Here is a 13970-nt window from a genome sequence, read left to right as displayed (position 1 = left end):
CCCGGTCCCCGTGGTGCGCCCACGGGGACCGGGGCGTTTCTACAGGCCCTGCCACTCCGGCTTGTGGGCGTAGGTGTGGCGGAAGTAGTCCGCCAGCTTCAGCTTGGAGGCGGCGGCCTCGTCGGCGACCACCGTGGCGTGCGGGTGGAGCTGGAGGGCGGAGGCCGGACAGACGGCCGCGACCGGGCCCTCGACGGTGGCCGCGACCGCGTCCGCCTTGCCCTCGCCGGTGGCCAGCAGCACCAGGTGCCGGGCCTCCAGGATGGTGCCGATGCCCTGAGTGATGACGTGGTGCGGTACCTGGTCGATGTCCCCGTCGAAGAAACGGGCGTTGTCGATCCGGGTCTGCTCGGTCAGCGTCTTGATCCGGGTGCGCGAGGCGAGCGAGGAGCACGGCTCGTTGAACCCGATGTGCCCGTCCGTGCCGATGCCGAGGAGCTGGAGGTCCACGCCCCCGGCCGCCGCGAGCGCCCGGTCGTACTCCTCGCAGGCCGCCTGGATGTCGTCGGCGGTGCCGTCCGGGCCGGTGAAGGCGTCCATGGGGATGCCGAGCGGCTCCAGCACCTCGCGGCGCAGCACCGAGCGGTAGGACTCGGGGTGGTCGGCGGGCAGCCCCACGTACTCGTCGAGCTGGGCGATCCTGGCGCCGCGGGTGTCCACCGCGCCCGCGCGGACCTTGGCCGCGAGGGCCTGGTAGACGGGCAGCGGGGTGGAACCGGTGGCCACCCCGAGCAGGGCGTCGGGCTTGCGGCGAAGCAACCGGGCCATGGACTCGGCTATCAGCTCGCCGCCCGCCGCGGCGTCCGGGACGATGACAACTTCCACGCTGGGCCTGCCGATCTGGAAGAGGGCCGACGGTCGCTGTGGACCGGGGGAGCGTTGGCTATGTGGTTTAGACCAATCTAGCAGAGCGGCTCCCGCCGTACGTGGCGGAAATCGCCAGGCCGACGACCCCCCACGCGCCCCCCGGCCGGGCTAGGCTGCCGGTACGGTGCGGCCCCGCCGCCCACGGGTTCGGGCCCCTCGGGCCATGGACACGCCCGCGTGGTCTAGTCCAGAATGCGGGAGAGGCTCCACGCAGGACGACAAGCTGACAAACCTCCGTCTTCCCCGCACAGGAAGACGGATCGAGGAACCGGCGCTCTCTGCCCTGACTGCTCCGGCTCCTCGGCCTTCGGCCGACCGGGACCGCACACCCCACGGCCGATGATGCTCCGGGCTGCGGCGCGGGGAGGGCTGAGGGTCCCTCTCAGGCGCCGCGGCCCGCGGGTGTCTTTTCGGCCAGTGAGGCACCCCCGGTACGCTCGCAGCGTGCCCTCCATGAACGAACTCGTCCGCCAGCACACCGCCCTCGGGGACACCGACCTCGAGTGGCTCCATCTGCTGGTCTCGGAGTGGCAACTGCTCTCCGACCTCTCCTTCGCCGACCTCGTCCTGTGGGTCCCCACCAGCGACGGCACCCGGTACGTCTCGGTCGCCCAGATGCGCCCGAACACCGGCCCGACCTCCTACCAGGACGACATGGTCGGCCACCTGGTCCCGCGCGGCCGCCGCCCCATGCTGGACGCGGCCCTGGACGAGGGCCGGATCGTGCGCGAGGGCGACCCGGAATGGCGCGAAGAGGTCCCCGTACGGGTCGAGTCCATCCCGGTCCGGCGCGAGGGCCGCGTCCTCGGGGTGATCGCCCGCAACACCAACCTGCTGACCGTGCGCACCCCGAGCCGGCTGGAACTGACCTACCTCCAGAGCGCCTCGGACCTCGCGCAGATGATCGCGGCCGGCTCCTTCCCGTTCCCCGACCAGCAGGTCGACATGGACGCCTCCCCGCGCGCCGGCGACGGCCTGATCCGGGTGGACGCCGACGGCATCGTCCAGTACGCCTCCCCGAACGCGCTCTCCGCCTACCACCGGCTCGGCCTCGCCGCCGACCTGGTCGGCCACCACCTCGGCCGCACCACCGCCGAACTCGCGCCCACGCGGGGCCCGGTGGACGAGGCGCTCGCCAAGGCGGCCAGCGGCTACGCGCCCCGCGAGTTCGAGATCGAGGCGAACGACGGGGTCATCCAGTTCCGTTCCATCCCGCTCAAGCCCAAGGGCACGCGCATCGGTTCCCTGGTGCTCTGCCGGGACGTCACCGAACTCCGGCGCCGCGAGCGTGAGTTGATCACCAAGGACGCCACCATCCGGGAGATCCACCACCGGGTGAAGAACAACCTCCAGACGGTCGCCGCCCTGCTGCGGCTCCAGGCCCGCCGCATCGACTCCGAGCGCGGCCGGGAGGCGCTGGAGGAGGCCGTGCGCCGGGTCGGCTCCATCGCCATCGTGCACGAGACGCTGTCTCAGAACCTGGACGAGCGCGTGGAGTTCGACGACATCGCCGACCGGGTGCTGGCGATGGTCGCCGAGATCTCGCCGGGCAAGGTGACCGGCCGGCGCAGCGGTCGCTTCGGCTGGCTGGACGCCGAGGTCGCCACCCCGCTGTCGATGGTGCTGACCGAGGTGCTGCAGAACGCCCTGGAGCACGGCTTCCGTGAGGGCGACACCGGCACGGTCGAGGTCTCGGCGGTGCGCGGCGGCACCACCAAGGAGGCCCGGCTGCTGGTCACCGTCCAGGACGACGGGGTCGGTCTGCCCGAGGGCTTCGACCCGCACACCGCGGGCAACCTCGGCCTCCAGATCGTGCGGACACTGGTGGAGGGCGAGTTGGGCGGCACCTTCGACATGGTCCCGGCACCGGAGCGCGGTACGCGGGTCATCCTCGACCTTCCGGTGCAGCCGCAGAAGTAGGGCCCCGCCCGCCCGCGCGGGCAAGCGAAAAGCCCCGGACCAGTGGTGGTCCGAGGCTGGTGCTCGTTGCTGAGCTGCTCCGCCGGGGCGGAGCCCCCCGGGTCCGGCGGGGCCGGTACCTGGGGAAAGCATCGGGGGTACTGCGCGCTGCGGCTCGGGGCGGGAGAAGCGTGGTGCCCGGTACGGGAGTTCCCGTCGGGCCCACGCGCCGCCAAGCTCAGGCTGTCAGCAGGGGTGACTCGTCAGGCGGAAGCCTGGCGAGCACGGTTGCGGGCGGCGCGGCGCTTCATCGCGCGACGCTCGTCCTCGCTCAGACCACCCCAGACGCCGGAGTCCTGACCGGACTCGAGCGCCCACTGCAGACACTGCTCCATGACGGGGCAGCGGCGGCAGACGGCCTTGGCTTCCTCGATCTGCAGCAGCGCGGGACCGGTGTTGCCGATGGGGAAGAACAGCTCGGGGTCTTCCTCGCGGCAAACGGCGTTGTGACGCCAGTCCATGGCTGCTACCTCTCCTTGGTATTACATGCAGATTGCTTGTGAATGTGAACGCTTTCACGAGTCCCTCAACAAGTGAAGGGCCGATCACCGGATCTCCCCGGTGTGGACCTGTGTTTGAGAGGGGTTCTGGCGACCACTGGAAGCCGGTCTTGCGGGCCGTCCCGATCGCCATGTAGAGACTCGCAAACCTCGGCGACGGATACAACCCCTTCCGGAAGATTTTTTTTGATTCCTCGGTGTCGACTAGGTCACAGCCGTACTTCCATGGGGTGGACGGTGGCCTAAACGTTCGAGTGAAAGGACTTTAGGCCGTTCCGCTCACACAATCACACGCAGTGCACGGCGAACGCCTGTGAACGTCACGCTCGTCCGCAGCCCCAGGTGGTCACCGTCCATCTGAAGGGGTAGAGGGACCTTCGAATGCAAGGTGAAGCGGTCCAGATCATGCAGCGAGACCGCGTGTCTTCCGTGGGGTCCGCGCTCGGGGGACGAAGTGAGCAACTGGGTCGCATACCGGGCAACCGCGGCCGTGGAGAGCCGCTTCAGCCCGAGTACGTCGATGCCCTTATCGAACGACGCCTTAGGTGACGTGTACATCGGGCGATTACCGAGATACGTCCACGGCGACGTGTTCGAGACTATGGCGACGGCGAGATCCGGCACCGGTTCCGCACCAGGTCGCTCCAGGGTGATGGTGCCGTGTCTGCGATTCGGTTCACCCATGAACTGCCTTGCTACTTGGCGGACATAGAGCGCGTGCGTCGACTTCTTGCCGCGCTCCCGTTCCCTTTCGACCCTGCCCACAACTCCGGCGTCGAAGCCGAGTCCGGCATTGAAAGTGAACCAGCGTTCCGGCACCGCCTCGTCCGCCGTTCCCGGCGTACCCGAGGTGAGGCCGAGGCCCACCACGCGTTCCCGGCGCTCGCGCAGCGCGTCCAGCAGGGCGCCGGTCGCCTCGACGGGATCGTTGGGCAGGCCGAGGGCGCGGGCGAAGACATTGGTCGAGCCGCCGGGGACCACGGCGAGACCGGGCAGCCGCTCGGGGTCCGGGCCGGCGTGCAGGAGGCCGTTGACCACCTCGTTCACGGTGCCGTCGCCGCCGAGGGCCACCACCATGTCGATGTCGTCACTCTCCGCAGCCGACCGCCCCAGATCGCGCGCGTGACCGCGGTACTCGGTATTGACGACCTCCAGCTTCATCTCGCTGGCGAGGGCGTGGATCAGTACGTCGCGTCTGCGGGCGCTTGTGGTGGTTGCCGCCGGATTGACCACGAGAAGTGCACGCATGCATGGCAGCGTACCTACTGGGGGGTATCCGGCCCAGGGAGAGCCGGAGATCCATGGACGAAGAGGGCGTGAGCCTCACCACGCACCCTCCGGGGCCCGTCGCACACGGGGCTACCCTTCTCGGGTGAGCAGTGAGCAGACCCCCGCGCAGAGCGCCGCGCAGACCTCCGTGCCGCAGACCTCCGTGCCGGAGACCGACGGCACCGTCCCGGCCGCCGGAGAGCGCCCGCGTCGCCTGACGTACGCCGCCGCGCTGGCCGCGCTGGAGGGGATCGCCCTCGTCGTGGCGGGCGGGTGGATTCTCGCGCTCGGTCTCGCCGGCAGCCCCGACGACCGTCAGCAGGCCGTCACCGGGGGGATCACCCTGCTGGTGCTCGCGCTGCTGCCGCTGCTCGCCGCGCGCGGGCTGTGGCAGGTGCGCCGGTGGAGCCGGGGCCCCGCCGTCATCACCCAGATCCTCGCGCTGCCGGTCGCCTACAACCTGCTCCAGGCCGACAGCATCGCCATCGGGGCGGGCATCGCCCTGGCGGCCGTCTCGGTGACCGCGCTGGTCCTGCTGGTCAACCCGGCCACGACCCGCGCCCTCGGGATCACCGGGCCGGGCCGCGCCGGATAACGCCCCGCTCGGGCGCCGCTACTCCTCCACCAGGAGCTTCTCCCGCAACTGGGCCAGGGTGCGGGCCAGCAGCCGGGAGACGTGCATCTGCGAGATGCCGACCTCCTGCGCGATCTGCGACTGGGTCATGTTGCCGAAGAACCGCAGCAGCAGGATGCGCTTCTCGCGCGGCGGGAGGTCCTCCAGCAGCGGCTTGAGCGACTCCCGGTACTCCACCCCCTCCAGCGCCTCGTCCTCCGCACCGAGGGTGTCGGCGACCGCCGGGGACTCGTCGTCGGTGTCGGGGACGTCCAGCGACAGCGTGGAGTACGCGTTCGCCGACTCCAGCCCCTCCAGCACCTCCTCCTCGGAGATCGCCAGCTTCTGGGCCAGCTCGTGCACCGTGGGGGAGCGGCCGTGCAACTGCGACAGCTCGGCCGTCGCCGTGGTCAGCGAGAGCCGCAGCTCCTGGAGCCGGCGCGGCACCCGCACCGCCCAGCCCTTGTCCCGGAAGTGCCGCTTGATCTCGCCGACGACCGTGGGAGTGGCATACGTGGAGAACTCCACGCCCCGCTCCGGGTCGAACCGGTCGACGGACTTGATCAGCCCGATCGTGGCTACCTGGGTGAGGTCGTCCAGCGGCTCGCCCCGGTTGCGGAAGCGGCGCGCCAGATGCTCGACGAGCGGCAGATGCATGCGGACCAGCCGGTTGCGCAGCTCCGCGTACTCCGGGCTGCCGTCCTTCAGGCCGCGCAGCTCCACGAAGAGCGCCCGCGCCCCGCTGCGGTCGTGCGGGTCGTGCCGTGCCGCCCGGACGGTCTCCGCGCCCGGCGCGGTGTCCTCGGCGTATCGCTCGTGCTCGCTCATCGTCCCGCCCGTAGCCCTTCCCCGAGCCGTCGCCCCCGCGCGGTCGGCGGGCTGCTCCCCGCCGCGCTCCCCCGGAGGCGCGCTCCGCACGGCACCCTCGCCGCCGGCCTGCGCGGAGTCGTCCTCCGGGTGGGGCCGGGCCTGCTCGGGGATGCCGTCGACGCCGTCGGCCATGTGCCGGGGGCCGTCCTGGGGGACCGCCCGCAGGCTCTCGGCCTTCTTGGCCGGCAGTTCTCGCGCGCCGCGCTCTTCGTCCCGCACCGGACCGTCCCCGTTCCTCACGCCGGGCCGGGGCCCGCGCCGCGCTGTTTGTAGAGACTGATCGACACGGTCCGGTCCTCGTCGACGGCGGACGACACCTTGCCCGCCAGGGCCGACAGCACGGTCCAGGCGAACGTGTCGCGCGACGGGGCGTGGCCGTCGGTGGTCGGAGCCGACACCGTGACCTCCAGCGAGTCGTCGACCAGGCGGAAGACGCAGCTCAGTACGGAGCCCGGCACGGCCTGCTGGAGCAGGATCGCGCACGCCTCGTCGACCGCGATGCGCAGGTCCTCGATCTCGTCCAGGGTGAAGTCCAAGCGGGCCGCCAGACCGGCCGTGGCCGTCCGCAGCACCGACAGGTAGGCACCCGCGGCCGGAAGCCGGACTTCCACGAAGTCCTGGTTCGCCGTGGGCTCGCCTGCGATCTGGGACACCCTCACCTCCATGGTGGTACAAGCTTCACGGGGCCGAGGGTCGCCCCCCGGGGTAACGCGTACGTGGTTCCGCGGTGACGCTATCGCGCTCGGAACGTTCCTGTCCCCGCGCCCCCGGCCCCCTGGCGTTACTCACAGTAAAGCTCCGTATACGCTCCGTGTCTAGGGGGTGGGGCGGATTCAAATGGGAAGAGCGCGCGCCGGGTTGACGTACCCAGGCATCGGGCGCTCGAACCACCCGGAACACCGCCGTGGCGTCCACTCTCACACGAGTACGTGGTCCACGAAACACCACCGCCAGTCGTCTCCGGGTTCGAACGTCCGCATGACCGGGTGACCCGAGTCCGCGTGGTGCTTCGTCGCGTGCCGGTTCGGCGAGGAGTCGCAGCAGGCGACATGGCCGCAGGTGAGGCAGAGCCGCAACTGCACCGGGTCGGTCCCCTCCGCGAGACACTCCAGGCACGTCTCGCTCAGTGGACCGGGTTCCGGGAGCGGCAGCGCGGAGACGTGCGTGCACTGTTTCATGATTGCCAGATTACGTCGGGAGCGCGGGGACCCGCGCGGAGAACGAGGATGGGCGAGGACATGGACGTGATGCCGCTCCTGCTGCTGATCGCCGGGAGCGCGGCCGTCGCGGGGGTCGCCCGGCGCGGGCCGGTGCCCGCGCCGCTGCTCCTGGTCGCTGTCGGCCTCGCCGCCTCCTATCTGCCGGGGGTGCCGGACTACACCCTCGACCCCGAGGTCGTGCTCCCGCTGCTGCTGCCCCCGCTGCTGTACACCTCGGCGAGCGACAGCTCCTACCTGGACCTGCGCGCCCAGGCGCGGCCGGTGGCGCTGCTGTCGGTGGGCTACGTCCTGTTCGCCACGGTCGTCGTGGGCTGGGTCGCGCATCTGATCGTGCCCGGCCTGCCGCTGACCGCCGCGCTGGTGCTGGGCGCGGTGGTGGCGCCGCCCGACGCGGTCGCGGCCACGGCGGTCGCCCGCCGGCTCGGTCTGCCGTCGAGGATCACCACGATCCTCCAGGGCGAGTCCCTGCTGAACGACGCCACCGCCATCACCGCGTACAAGGTCGCGCTCGCCGCCGCCATCGGGGAGGGCGCCACCTGGGCGGGCGGGCTGGTCGAGTTCGTGATCGCCGCGGTCGGCGGTGTCGGCGTCGGGCTGGTCCTGATGGCGCCGCTGCACTGGCTGCGCACGCATCTGCGCGAGCCGCTGCTCCAGAACACCCTGTCGCTGCTGATCCCGTTCGTCGCCTACAGCGTCGCCGAGCAGTTCCACGCCTCCGGGGTGCTCGCGGTCGTGGTCGTCGCGCTCTACCTCGGGCACCGTGCGTGGGAGGTCGACTTCGCCACCCGGCTCCAGGAGGAGGCGGTGTGGAAGATGGTCGCCTTCATCCTGGAGTCCGCCGTCTTCGCCCTGATCGGACTCCAGTTGCGGGTCGTCGTCGAGGGGCTGGGCCCCAACGAGGGCATGCGGGCGGTCATTTACGCCGCGGTTCTCTTCCTGGTCGTCGTCCTGGCCCGGCTCGCCTGGGTCTACCCGGCCGCCTTCCTGCCCCGCGTGCTGTCCGCCCGCATCCGGGAACGCGAGGAGAACCCCACCTGGCGGGGTGTACTGGTCACCGGCTGGGCCGGGATGCGGGGCGTGGTCTCGCTCGCCATCGCCTTCTCCATCCCGGTCACGGTGCACGGCGGGCACCCCTTCCCGCAGCGCAACCTGATCCTCTTCCTGACCTTCACCACGGTCATCGGCACCCTGGTCATCCAGGGCCTGAGCCTGCCCCCGCTGATCCGGGCCCTGCGCTTCCCGCCCCGCGACCCGCGCGCGGACACCCTCGCCGAGGCCAACGCCCAGGCCCAGGCGTCCCGCGCGGCCGAGAACCGGCTCGAAGAACTCCTCGACGACGAGCGCAACACCCTTCCCGAACCGCTCGCCGAACGGCTGCGCGCGGCACTGGACCGCCGCCGCAACGCGGTCTGGGAACGCCTGGGCCAGACGAACCCCGTCACCGGCGAGTCCGTGGACGACACCTACCGCCGGCTGTCCCGCGAGATGATCAGCGCCGAGCGCGACGTCTTCGTACGCCTGCGCGACCGCCGCTACATCGACGACGAGATGCTCCGTGCCCTGCTGCGCCGGCTCGACCTGGAGGAGGCGGCCGCGGACCGGGAAGTGGCCTAAAACGTACTGTCCGGGAAGGGTCGCCCGGTGATCACCGCGGCCACGGCGGTCCCGCGCGGGAAGACGCCCTCCTCGGCCAGCGCGGTGAGCGCGTACAGCAACTTGGCGACATACAGCCGCTCCACGGGCACCCCGTGCCGGTCCTCGAAGTCCGCCGCGAAGGCGTCCAGTTCCGGGGTGGTGCGGGCGTAGCCGCCGAAGTGGAAGCGCTCCTCCAGCGACCAGTCGCCGGTGCGGGCGCCGAAGGCCCGCTCCTGGAGCGCGGTCACCTCGGCCGCCAGGAAGCCGCCCTTGAGCACGGGCACGCCGAGCGCGCGCTGTCCGGGGGCGAGACCGGCGGCCAGTCCGGCGAGCGTGCCACCGGTGCCGCAGGCCACCGCGACGACCTCCGCGCGGCCCGCCAGCTCCGCGCCCAGCGCCACGCAGCCGCGTACCGCCTCGGCGTTGCTGCCGCCCTCCGGGACGACGTACGCGCCCTCCGCGCGGGCCGCGCGCAGAAGCGCCGCCAGGGTCTCCGGCTCGGCCTTGCGCCGGTAGGCCGCCCGGTCGGTGAAGTGCAGCCGCATGCCGTCGGCCGCGCACCGGGCCAGGGACGGGTTCAGCGGGCGGCCGGCCAGCTCGTCGCCGCGCACCACGCCGACGGTGGGCAGCCCGAGCAGCCGGCCGGCCGCCGCGGTGGCGCGCAGATGGTTGGAGTACGCGCCACCGAAGGTGACCAGCGCCCGGCCCCGGGCCGCCTCGATGTTGGGCACGAGCTTGCGCCACTTGTTGCCGATCAGCTCCGGGTGGATCAGATCGTCCCGCTTGAGCAGCAGCCGCACGCCGTGCCGGGAGAAACGGTTGTCCCGCACCTCCGAGAGGGGGGAGGGGAGTGCCGGGGCGAGGGGGTCGGCGCTGGTCATCCGCCCATTGTCGCCCCTTCGGCGGGGCCTCAGCCCTTCAACCGGGCCTTGATCCGGGAGCGGAGCGAGGCCATGGTGAAGCCGCGCGGGTCCACCTTGCCGGGCTGCCATTCGAGGTGGCCGATGACCGAGCGTTCCGTCCAGCCGTGGTGGCGGCAGATCGCGGCGGCGGCCCGCACGATCGCCTCCATCTGGGCGTCGGGCCAGGGGTCCTTGCCGTCGCCGAGGTTCTCGCACTCGAAGCCGTAGAAGTACCGGTTGCCGTCGGTGTTGGCCTCGTTGTCGGTCGGCAGGCCCTTCTCGGCGATGACCGCGCGCAGCACCTCGTCGTCACCGAGACCGGCGTGGTTGGCACGGCCGTAGCCGACCAGGTGGACCTTGCCGTCCTTGGTGATCACACCGTGGCAGAGCGGGCCGGGAAGCTCGTCGTAGCCCTCGCGGCACAGCTCCACGGTGTGGGCGCTGCCGCTGGTCACCGTGTGGTGGATCATGACGCCGTGCATCGGGCCCCAGGGGCCCTTGTGGTTGCGGTTGTGGGTCCGCCAGCCGCCGACCTCCACGACCTTGACGCCCTCGGCCTTCAGCGCGCTCAGAAAACCGCTCGCGGACATGGGTGGGGACATGGCCGCCTCCTTCGTACCGTTCGGGAAGTTCGGGAAGTTCGGGACGGACCGGACGTCCCGGCCCACCCGTCACGGTGCTTGTACCGACGTACGGGGGTGGGAACCACATCGTTCGCTCGGTGTGCGAGCCGATCCGGCCATTTCCCGGCCGGGAACGTGCCCTGCGGGTGCGACCGAAGTGGACGGGGTCGCCCAGTCTGCCCAGTAGTCAGATGATCCATTCCCCTTCTTTCGTGTAATGGTGCGAGCACGCTGCGTGCTGAGAGGCTCAGCCGTGAGACCGGTGCCCGGCGCGAGCCGGCACGGGCATACATGGGAGGGCAATTCCTTATGTCGGTAGGCGAAGAGGTCCGCACGGAACAGGGCAAGCCGCAGCAGTCCCTCGGGACGGCGGCCGCGCGGAACCTGGCCACCACCACCAAGTCCGCACCCCAGATGCAGGAGATCAGCTCCCGCTGGCTGCTGCGCAACCTGCCCTGGGTGGACGTCCAGGGCGGCGCGTACCGGGTGAACCGGCGGCTGACGTATGCGGTGGGGGACGGCCGCATCACCTTCGTGAAGACGGGGGACCAGGTCGAGGTCATCCCGGCCGAGCTGGGCGAACTGCCCGCGCTGCGCTCGTACGAGGACGAAGAGGTGCTCACCGAGCTGGCCCGGCGCTGCCGGCAGCGCGACATCGCCGCGGGCGACGTGATCAGCTCCTTCGGCAGCCGCACCGAGAAGGTGTACCTGCTCGCCCACGGCCGCGTGGAGAAGATCGGCACCGGCCCGTACGGAGACGACGCGGTGCTCGAAGTCCTGGCCGACGGAGCCTACTTCGGCGAACAGGCACTGCTCGACCCCGACGCCATCTGGGAGTACACCGCCCGCGCCGCCACCGCGTGCACGGTGCTGGTGCTCAGCCGCTCGGACTTCGAGCAGGTCGCCGAGCGCTCCGACTCCCTCGGCGAACACCTCGGCCGGCTGCGCGCGCTCCCGGACCAGCGGACCAACAAGTACGGCGAGAAGGAGGTCGAGCTGGCGGCCGGCCACTCCGGCGAGCCCGACATCCCGCACACCTTCGTCGACTACGAGGCGCGTCCGCGCGAGTACGAACTCAGCATCGCCCAGACCGTGCTGCGCATCCACTCCCGCGTGGCCGACCTCTACAACCAGCCGATGAACCAGACCGAGCAGCAGTTGCGGCTCACGGTCGAGGCGCTAAAGGAGCGCCAGGAGCACGAGCTGGTCAACAACCGCGAGTTCGGCCTCCTGCACAACTGCGAGTACGACCAGCGGCTCCAGCCGCACGACGGCGTCCCCGGCCCGGACGACCTGGACGAGCTGCTCAGCCGCCGCCGGGGCACCAAGTTCCTGCTCGCCCACCCGCGCGCCATCGCGGCGATCGGGCGCGAGCTGAACAAGCGCGGACTGGTCCCGGAGACCATCGACGTGGGCGGCAACCGCATCCCCACCTGGCGCGGGGTGCCGATCTACCCGTGCAACAAGATCCCGGTCAGCGACGCCCGCACCACCTCGATCATCGCGCTGCGTACCGGCGAGGCCGAGCAGGGCGTGATCGGCCTGCGCCAGTCCGGCCTCCCGGACGAGATCGAGCCCAGCCTGTCGGTGCGCTTCATGGGCATCAACGAGCAGGCCGTCATCAACTACCTGGTGACCGCCTACTACTCGGCCGCCGTCCTGGTGCCGGACGCGCTGGGTGTGCTGGAGAACGTGGAGATCGGCCGGTGGCGGTGACGCGATCACCTGCCCCCCGCCCCGGCGGCCGACGCCGGGGCGGGGGACCCACCGTGCTCGCCGGCGAGGGGGAACCATGAGCGAATCCACCGTGGAGACCGGGGAGTGCCCGGTACCGGTCTCGTCGGACGGCGTGCCCAGGCCGCGCCAGGCGGCGGAGGACACACCGGAGCACGAGGCGGTCGTCCTGCTGGAGCGCACACGGGGCGTCGTGGACCCCGAACTGCGCGCCGCCGTCGACTCGTTGCCGCAACAGTTGCGCCGGATCGCGCTCTACCACTTCGGCTGGAGCCACGCGGACGGCACCCCGGCGGCGGGCAACGCGGGCAAGGCGATCCGCCCGGCCCTCGTCCTCGCGGCGGCCTCCGCGCTGGGCGGCGCCCAGGCGCGGGCGGCGGCCGTACGGGCCGCCGCGGCGGTCGAACTGGTCCACAACTTCACGCTGTTGCACGACGACGTGATGGACCGCGACACCACCCGCAGACACCGGCCCACGGCGTGGACCGTGTTCGGCGACCCCGACGCCATCCTCGCCGGGGACGCCCTCCAGGCCCTGGCGCTGCGACTGCTCGCCGGTGATCCGCACCCGGCCTCCGGCCGGGCGGCGGCCCGGCTCGCGGAGTGCGTGATCGAACTGTGCGCCGGACAGCAGACCGACACGGCCCTGGAACAGCGCGCCCCCGACCAGGTCGCCCTCGACGAGGTGCTCGCCATGGCCGAGGCGAAGACCGGCGCCCTGCTGGGCTGCGCCTGCGCCCTGGGCGCGCTGTACGCGGGCGCGGAGGACGAGGTGGTGGCGGCGCTGGACACCTTCGGCCGGCAGGCCGGGCTGGCGTTCCAGCTCATCGACGACGTGATCGGCATATGGGGCGACCCCCGCCGCACGGGCAAGCCGGCCGGCGCCGACCTCGCCGTCCGCAAGAAGTCCCTGCCCGTGGTCGCCGCGCTGACCTCCGGCACCCCGGCGGGAGCCGAGCTGGCCACGCTGTACGCCCGCCCGCACACGGAGGGGGACGGCGCGGAGATCGCCCGGGCGACGGTCGCGGTCGAGCAGGCGGGGGGCCGGGACTGGGCCCAGGCGGAGGCGGCGGACCGGATGGCCCGCGCGGTGCAGGAACTGGCCCGGGCGGTACCGGGCCCGGAGGCGGCGGGCGGACTGCTGTCCCTGGCGGAGTTCGTCACCCGGCGCAGTAGCTGAGCCTTCCTCCGCGCCGTGGGCCCCGCGCATCCCCACGGTGCGCGGGGCCCACCCGTTCTACCCTGGGCGTATGGACAGGGAAGCCCACGTCTGCCCCACCTGCGGCGAGTCCGTCGACATGGTGGCCGGGCGCCGCAAGACCCTGGGGGCGTGGGTGCCGGTGTGGAAACCGGGCCCGTGCCACAACCCGGCCTGCGCCTCGGCCCGTACCGTGACCCCCATGCCCCAGCAGCCAGAGGTCCGGCAGCCCCAGGTCCGGCAGCCCGAGATCCTCCACCTCACCGAACGCGCCCTCTGGGAAGCGGCCCGCGAGCAGGGCTCGTACGAGGTCTCCACCCGAGGCCGCACCCTGAAGGAGGTCGGCTACATCCACTTCTCCACCCGCGCCCAACTCCCACGGGTGGCCGCCTTCCTGTACGGCGACGAACCCGGCCGGGACGACCTGGTGGTCCTGGTGGTCGACCCGGCGAAGCTGGACGTCCCGCTGAGGTACGAGGCGATGCCGCCGGCGGGGGAGGAGTTCCCGCACGTGTACGGAGCGGTGCCGGTGTCGGCGGTGGTCGACGTGGAGCAGTGGGAGGCTCCCAGGTCCTAGGCC

Annotated in this window: 14 protein-coding genes; 6 read left to right on the top strand and 8 right to left on the bottom strand. The window is 71.7% G+C overall.

Features of this window, described 5'->3' with window-relative positions; translation table 11 throughout:
* Positions 1 to 39: 39 nt before the first annotated feature.
* Positions 40 to 825, bottom strand: a complete 786-nt coding sequence (nagB, locus tag ACZ3HQ_RS01925) for a glucosamine-6-phosphate deaminase (protein WP_467507139.1) — start codon at positions 823 to 825, stop codon at positions 40 to 42.
* A gap of 486 nt (positions 826 to 1311) precedes the next feature.
* Between nagB and ACZ3HQ_RS01920 the strand changes: the two genes are divergently transcribed.
* The gene (locus ACZ3HQ_RS01920; RefSeq protein ID WP_467507138.1) at positions 1312 to 2787 is read left to right on the top strand and encodes a sensor histidine kinase; all 1476 of its coding nucleotides are present in this window, start codon (positions 1312 to 1314) and stop codon (positions 2785 to 2787) included.
* 242 nt (positions 2788 to 3029) lie between these two features.
* Here the strand turns inward: ACZ3HQ_RS01920 and ACZ3HQ_RS01915 are convergent, their stop codons facing one another.
* Positions 3030 to 3287 (bottom strand): WhiB family transcriptional regulator, encoded by a 258-nt coding sequence (locus ACZ3HQ_RS01915; protein WP_016639615.1) that lies wholly within the window; start codon positions 3285 to 3287, stop codon positions 3030 to 3032.
* A gap of 318 nt (positions 3288 to 3605) precedes the next feature.
* A complete protein-coding gene (locus ACZ3HQ_RS01910; protein ID WP_450246790.1) occupies positions 3606 to 4574 on the bottom strand; it encodes a diacylglycerol/lipid kinase family protein in 969 nt (322 codons plus the stop codon).
* Positions 4575 to 4698: 124 nt separating this feature from the next.
* Here ACZ3HQ_RS01910 and ACZ3HQ_RS01905 point away from each other — a divergent pair, with 124 nt between their 5' ends.
* Entirely contained in the window at positions 4699 to 5190 is a 492-nt protein-coding gene (locus tag ACZ3HQ_RS01905) for a hypothetical protein (protein WP_467507136.1), read from the top strand.
* 18 nt (positions 5191 to 5208) lie between these two features.
* Here the strand turns inward: ACZ3HQ_RS01905 and ACZ3HQ_RS01900 are convergent, their stop codons facing one another.
* The 3 genes from ACZ3HQ_RS01900 to ACZ3HQ_RS01890 form a co-directional block, all read right to left on the bottom strand.
* A complete protein-coding gene (locus tag ACZ3HQ_RS01900; RefSeq protein ID WP_467507134.1) occupies positions 5209 to 6318 on the bottom strand; it encodes an RNA polymerase sigma factor SigF in 1110 nt (369 codons plus the stop codon).
* Positions 6315 to 6731 (bottom strand): ATP-binding protein, encoded by a 417-nt coding sequence (locus tag ACZ3HQ_RS01895; protein ID WP_018544439.1) that lies wholly within the window; start codon positions 6729 to 6731, stop codon positions 6315 to 6317. Before ACZ3HQ_RS01895 ends, ACZ3HQ_RS01900 begins: the two co-directional genes overlap by 4 nt.
* A gap of 264 nt (positions 6732 to 6995) precedes the next feature.
* On the bottom strand, positions 6996 to 7256 hold the full coding sequence (locus ACZ3HQ_RS01890) for a UBP-type zinc finger domain-containing protein (protein WP_161187559.1): 261 nt from the start codon (positions 7254 to 7256) through the stop codon (positions 6996 to 6998).
* Positions 7257 to 7316: 60 nt separating this feature from the next.
* On the opposite strand from ACZ3HQ_RS01890, the gene ACZ3HQ_RS01885 reads away from it, so the two are divergent.
* A complete protein-coding gene (locus ACZ3HQ_RS01885; protein ID WP_467507962.1) occupies positions 7317 to 8912 on the top strand; it encodes a Na+/H+ antiporter in 1596 nt (531 codons plus the stop codon).
* Here the strand turns inward: ACZ3HQ_RS01885 and ACZ3HQ_RS01880 are convergent.
* On the bottom strand, positions 8909 to 9814 hold the full coding sequence (locus ACZ3HQ_RS01880) for a 1-aminocyclopropane-1-carboxylate deaminase/D-cysteine desulfhydrase (RefSeq protein ID WP_467507132.1): 906 nt from the start codon (positions 9812 to 9814) through the stop codon (positions 8909 to 8911). The genes ACZ3HQ_RS01885 and ACZ3HQ_RS01880 overlap by 4 nt on opposite strands.
* 29 nt (positions 9815 to 9843) lie before the next feature.
* Positions 9844 to 10437 (bottom strand): N-acetylmuramoyl-L-alanine amidase, encoded by a 594-nt coding sequence (locus ACZ3HQ_RS01875; protein ID WP_467507131.1) that lies wholly within the window; start codon positions 10435 to 10437, stop codon positions 9844 to 9846.
* Between the two features lie 330 nt (positions 10438 to 10767).
* Here ACZ3HQ_RS01875 and ACZ3HQ_RS01870 point away from each other — a divergent pair, with 330 nt between their 5' ends.
* The 3 genes from ACZ3HQ_RS01870 to ACZ3HQ_RS01860 all read left to right on the top strand — a co-directional run bounded on the left by ACZ3HQ_RS01870 (position 10768) and on the right by ACZ3HQ_RS01860 (position 13967).
* Complete coding sequence (locus ACZ3HQ_RS01870) at positions 10768 to 12174, top strand: family 2B encapsulin nanocompartment shell protein (protein WP_467507129.1); 1407 nt, start codon at positions 10768 to 10770, stop codon at positions 12172 to 12174.
* A 76-nt stretch (positions 12175 to 12250) separates the two neighbouring features.
* On the top strand, positions 12251 to 13372 hold the full coding sequence (locus tag ACZ3HQ_RS01865) for a family 2 encapsulin nanocompartment cargo protein polyprenyl transferase (RefSeq protein ID WP_467507127.1): 1122 nt from the start codon (positions 12251 to 12253) through the stop codon (positions 13370 to 13372).
* A 220-nt stretch (positions 13373 to 13592) separates the two neighbouring features.
* Entirely contained in the window at positions 13593 to 13967 is a 375-nt protein-coding gene (locus tag ACZ3HQ_RS01860) for a DUF952 domain-containing protein (RefSeq protein ID WP_467507960.1), read from the top strand.
* The last annotated feature ends 3 nt before the right edge of the window (positions 13968 to 13970 follow it).

The organism is Streptomyces sp. NPDC018263 (assembly GCF_055562575.1).
This window is presented reverse-complemented; position numbering and strand designations above follow the sequence as displayed.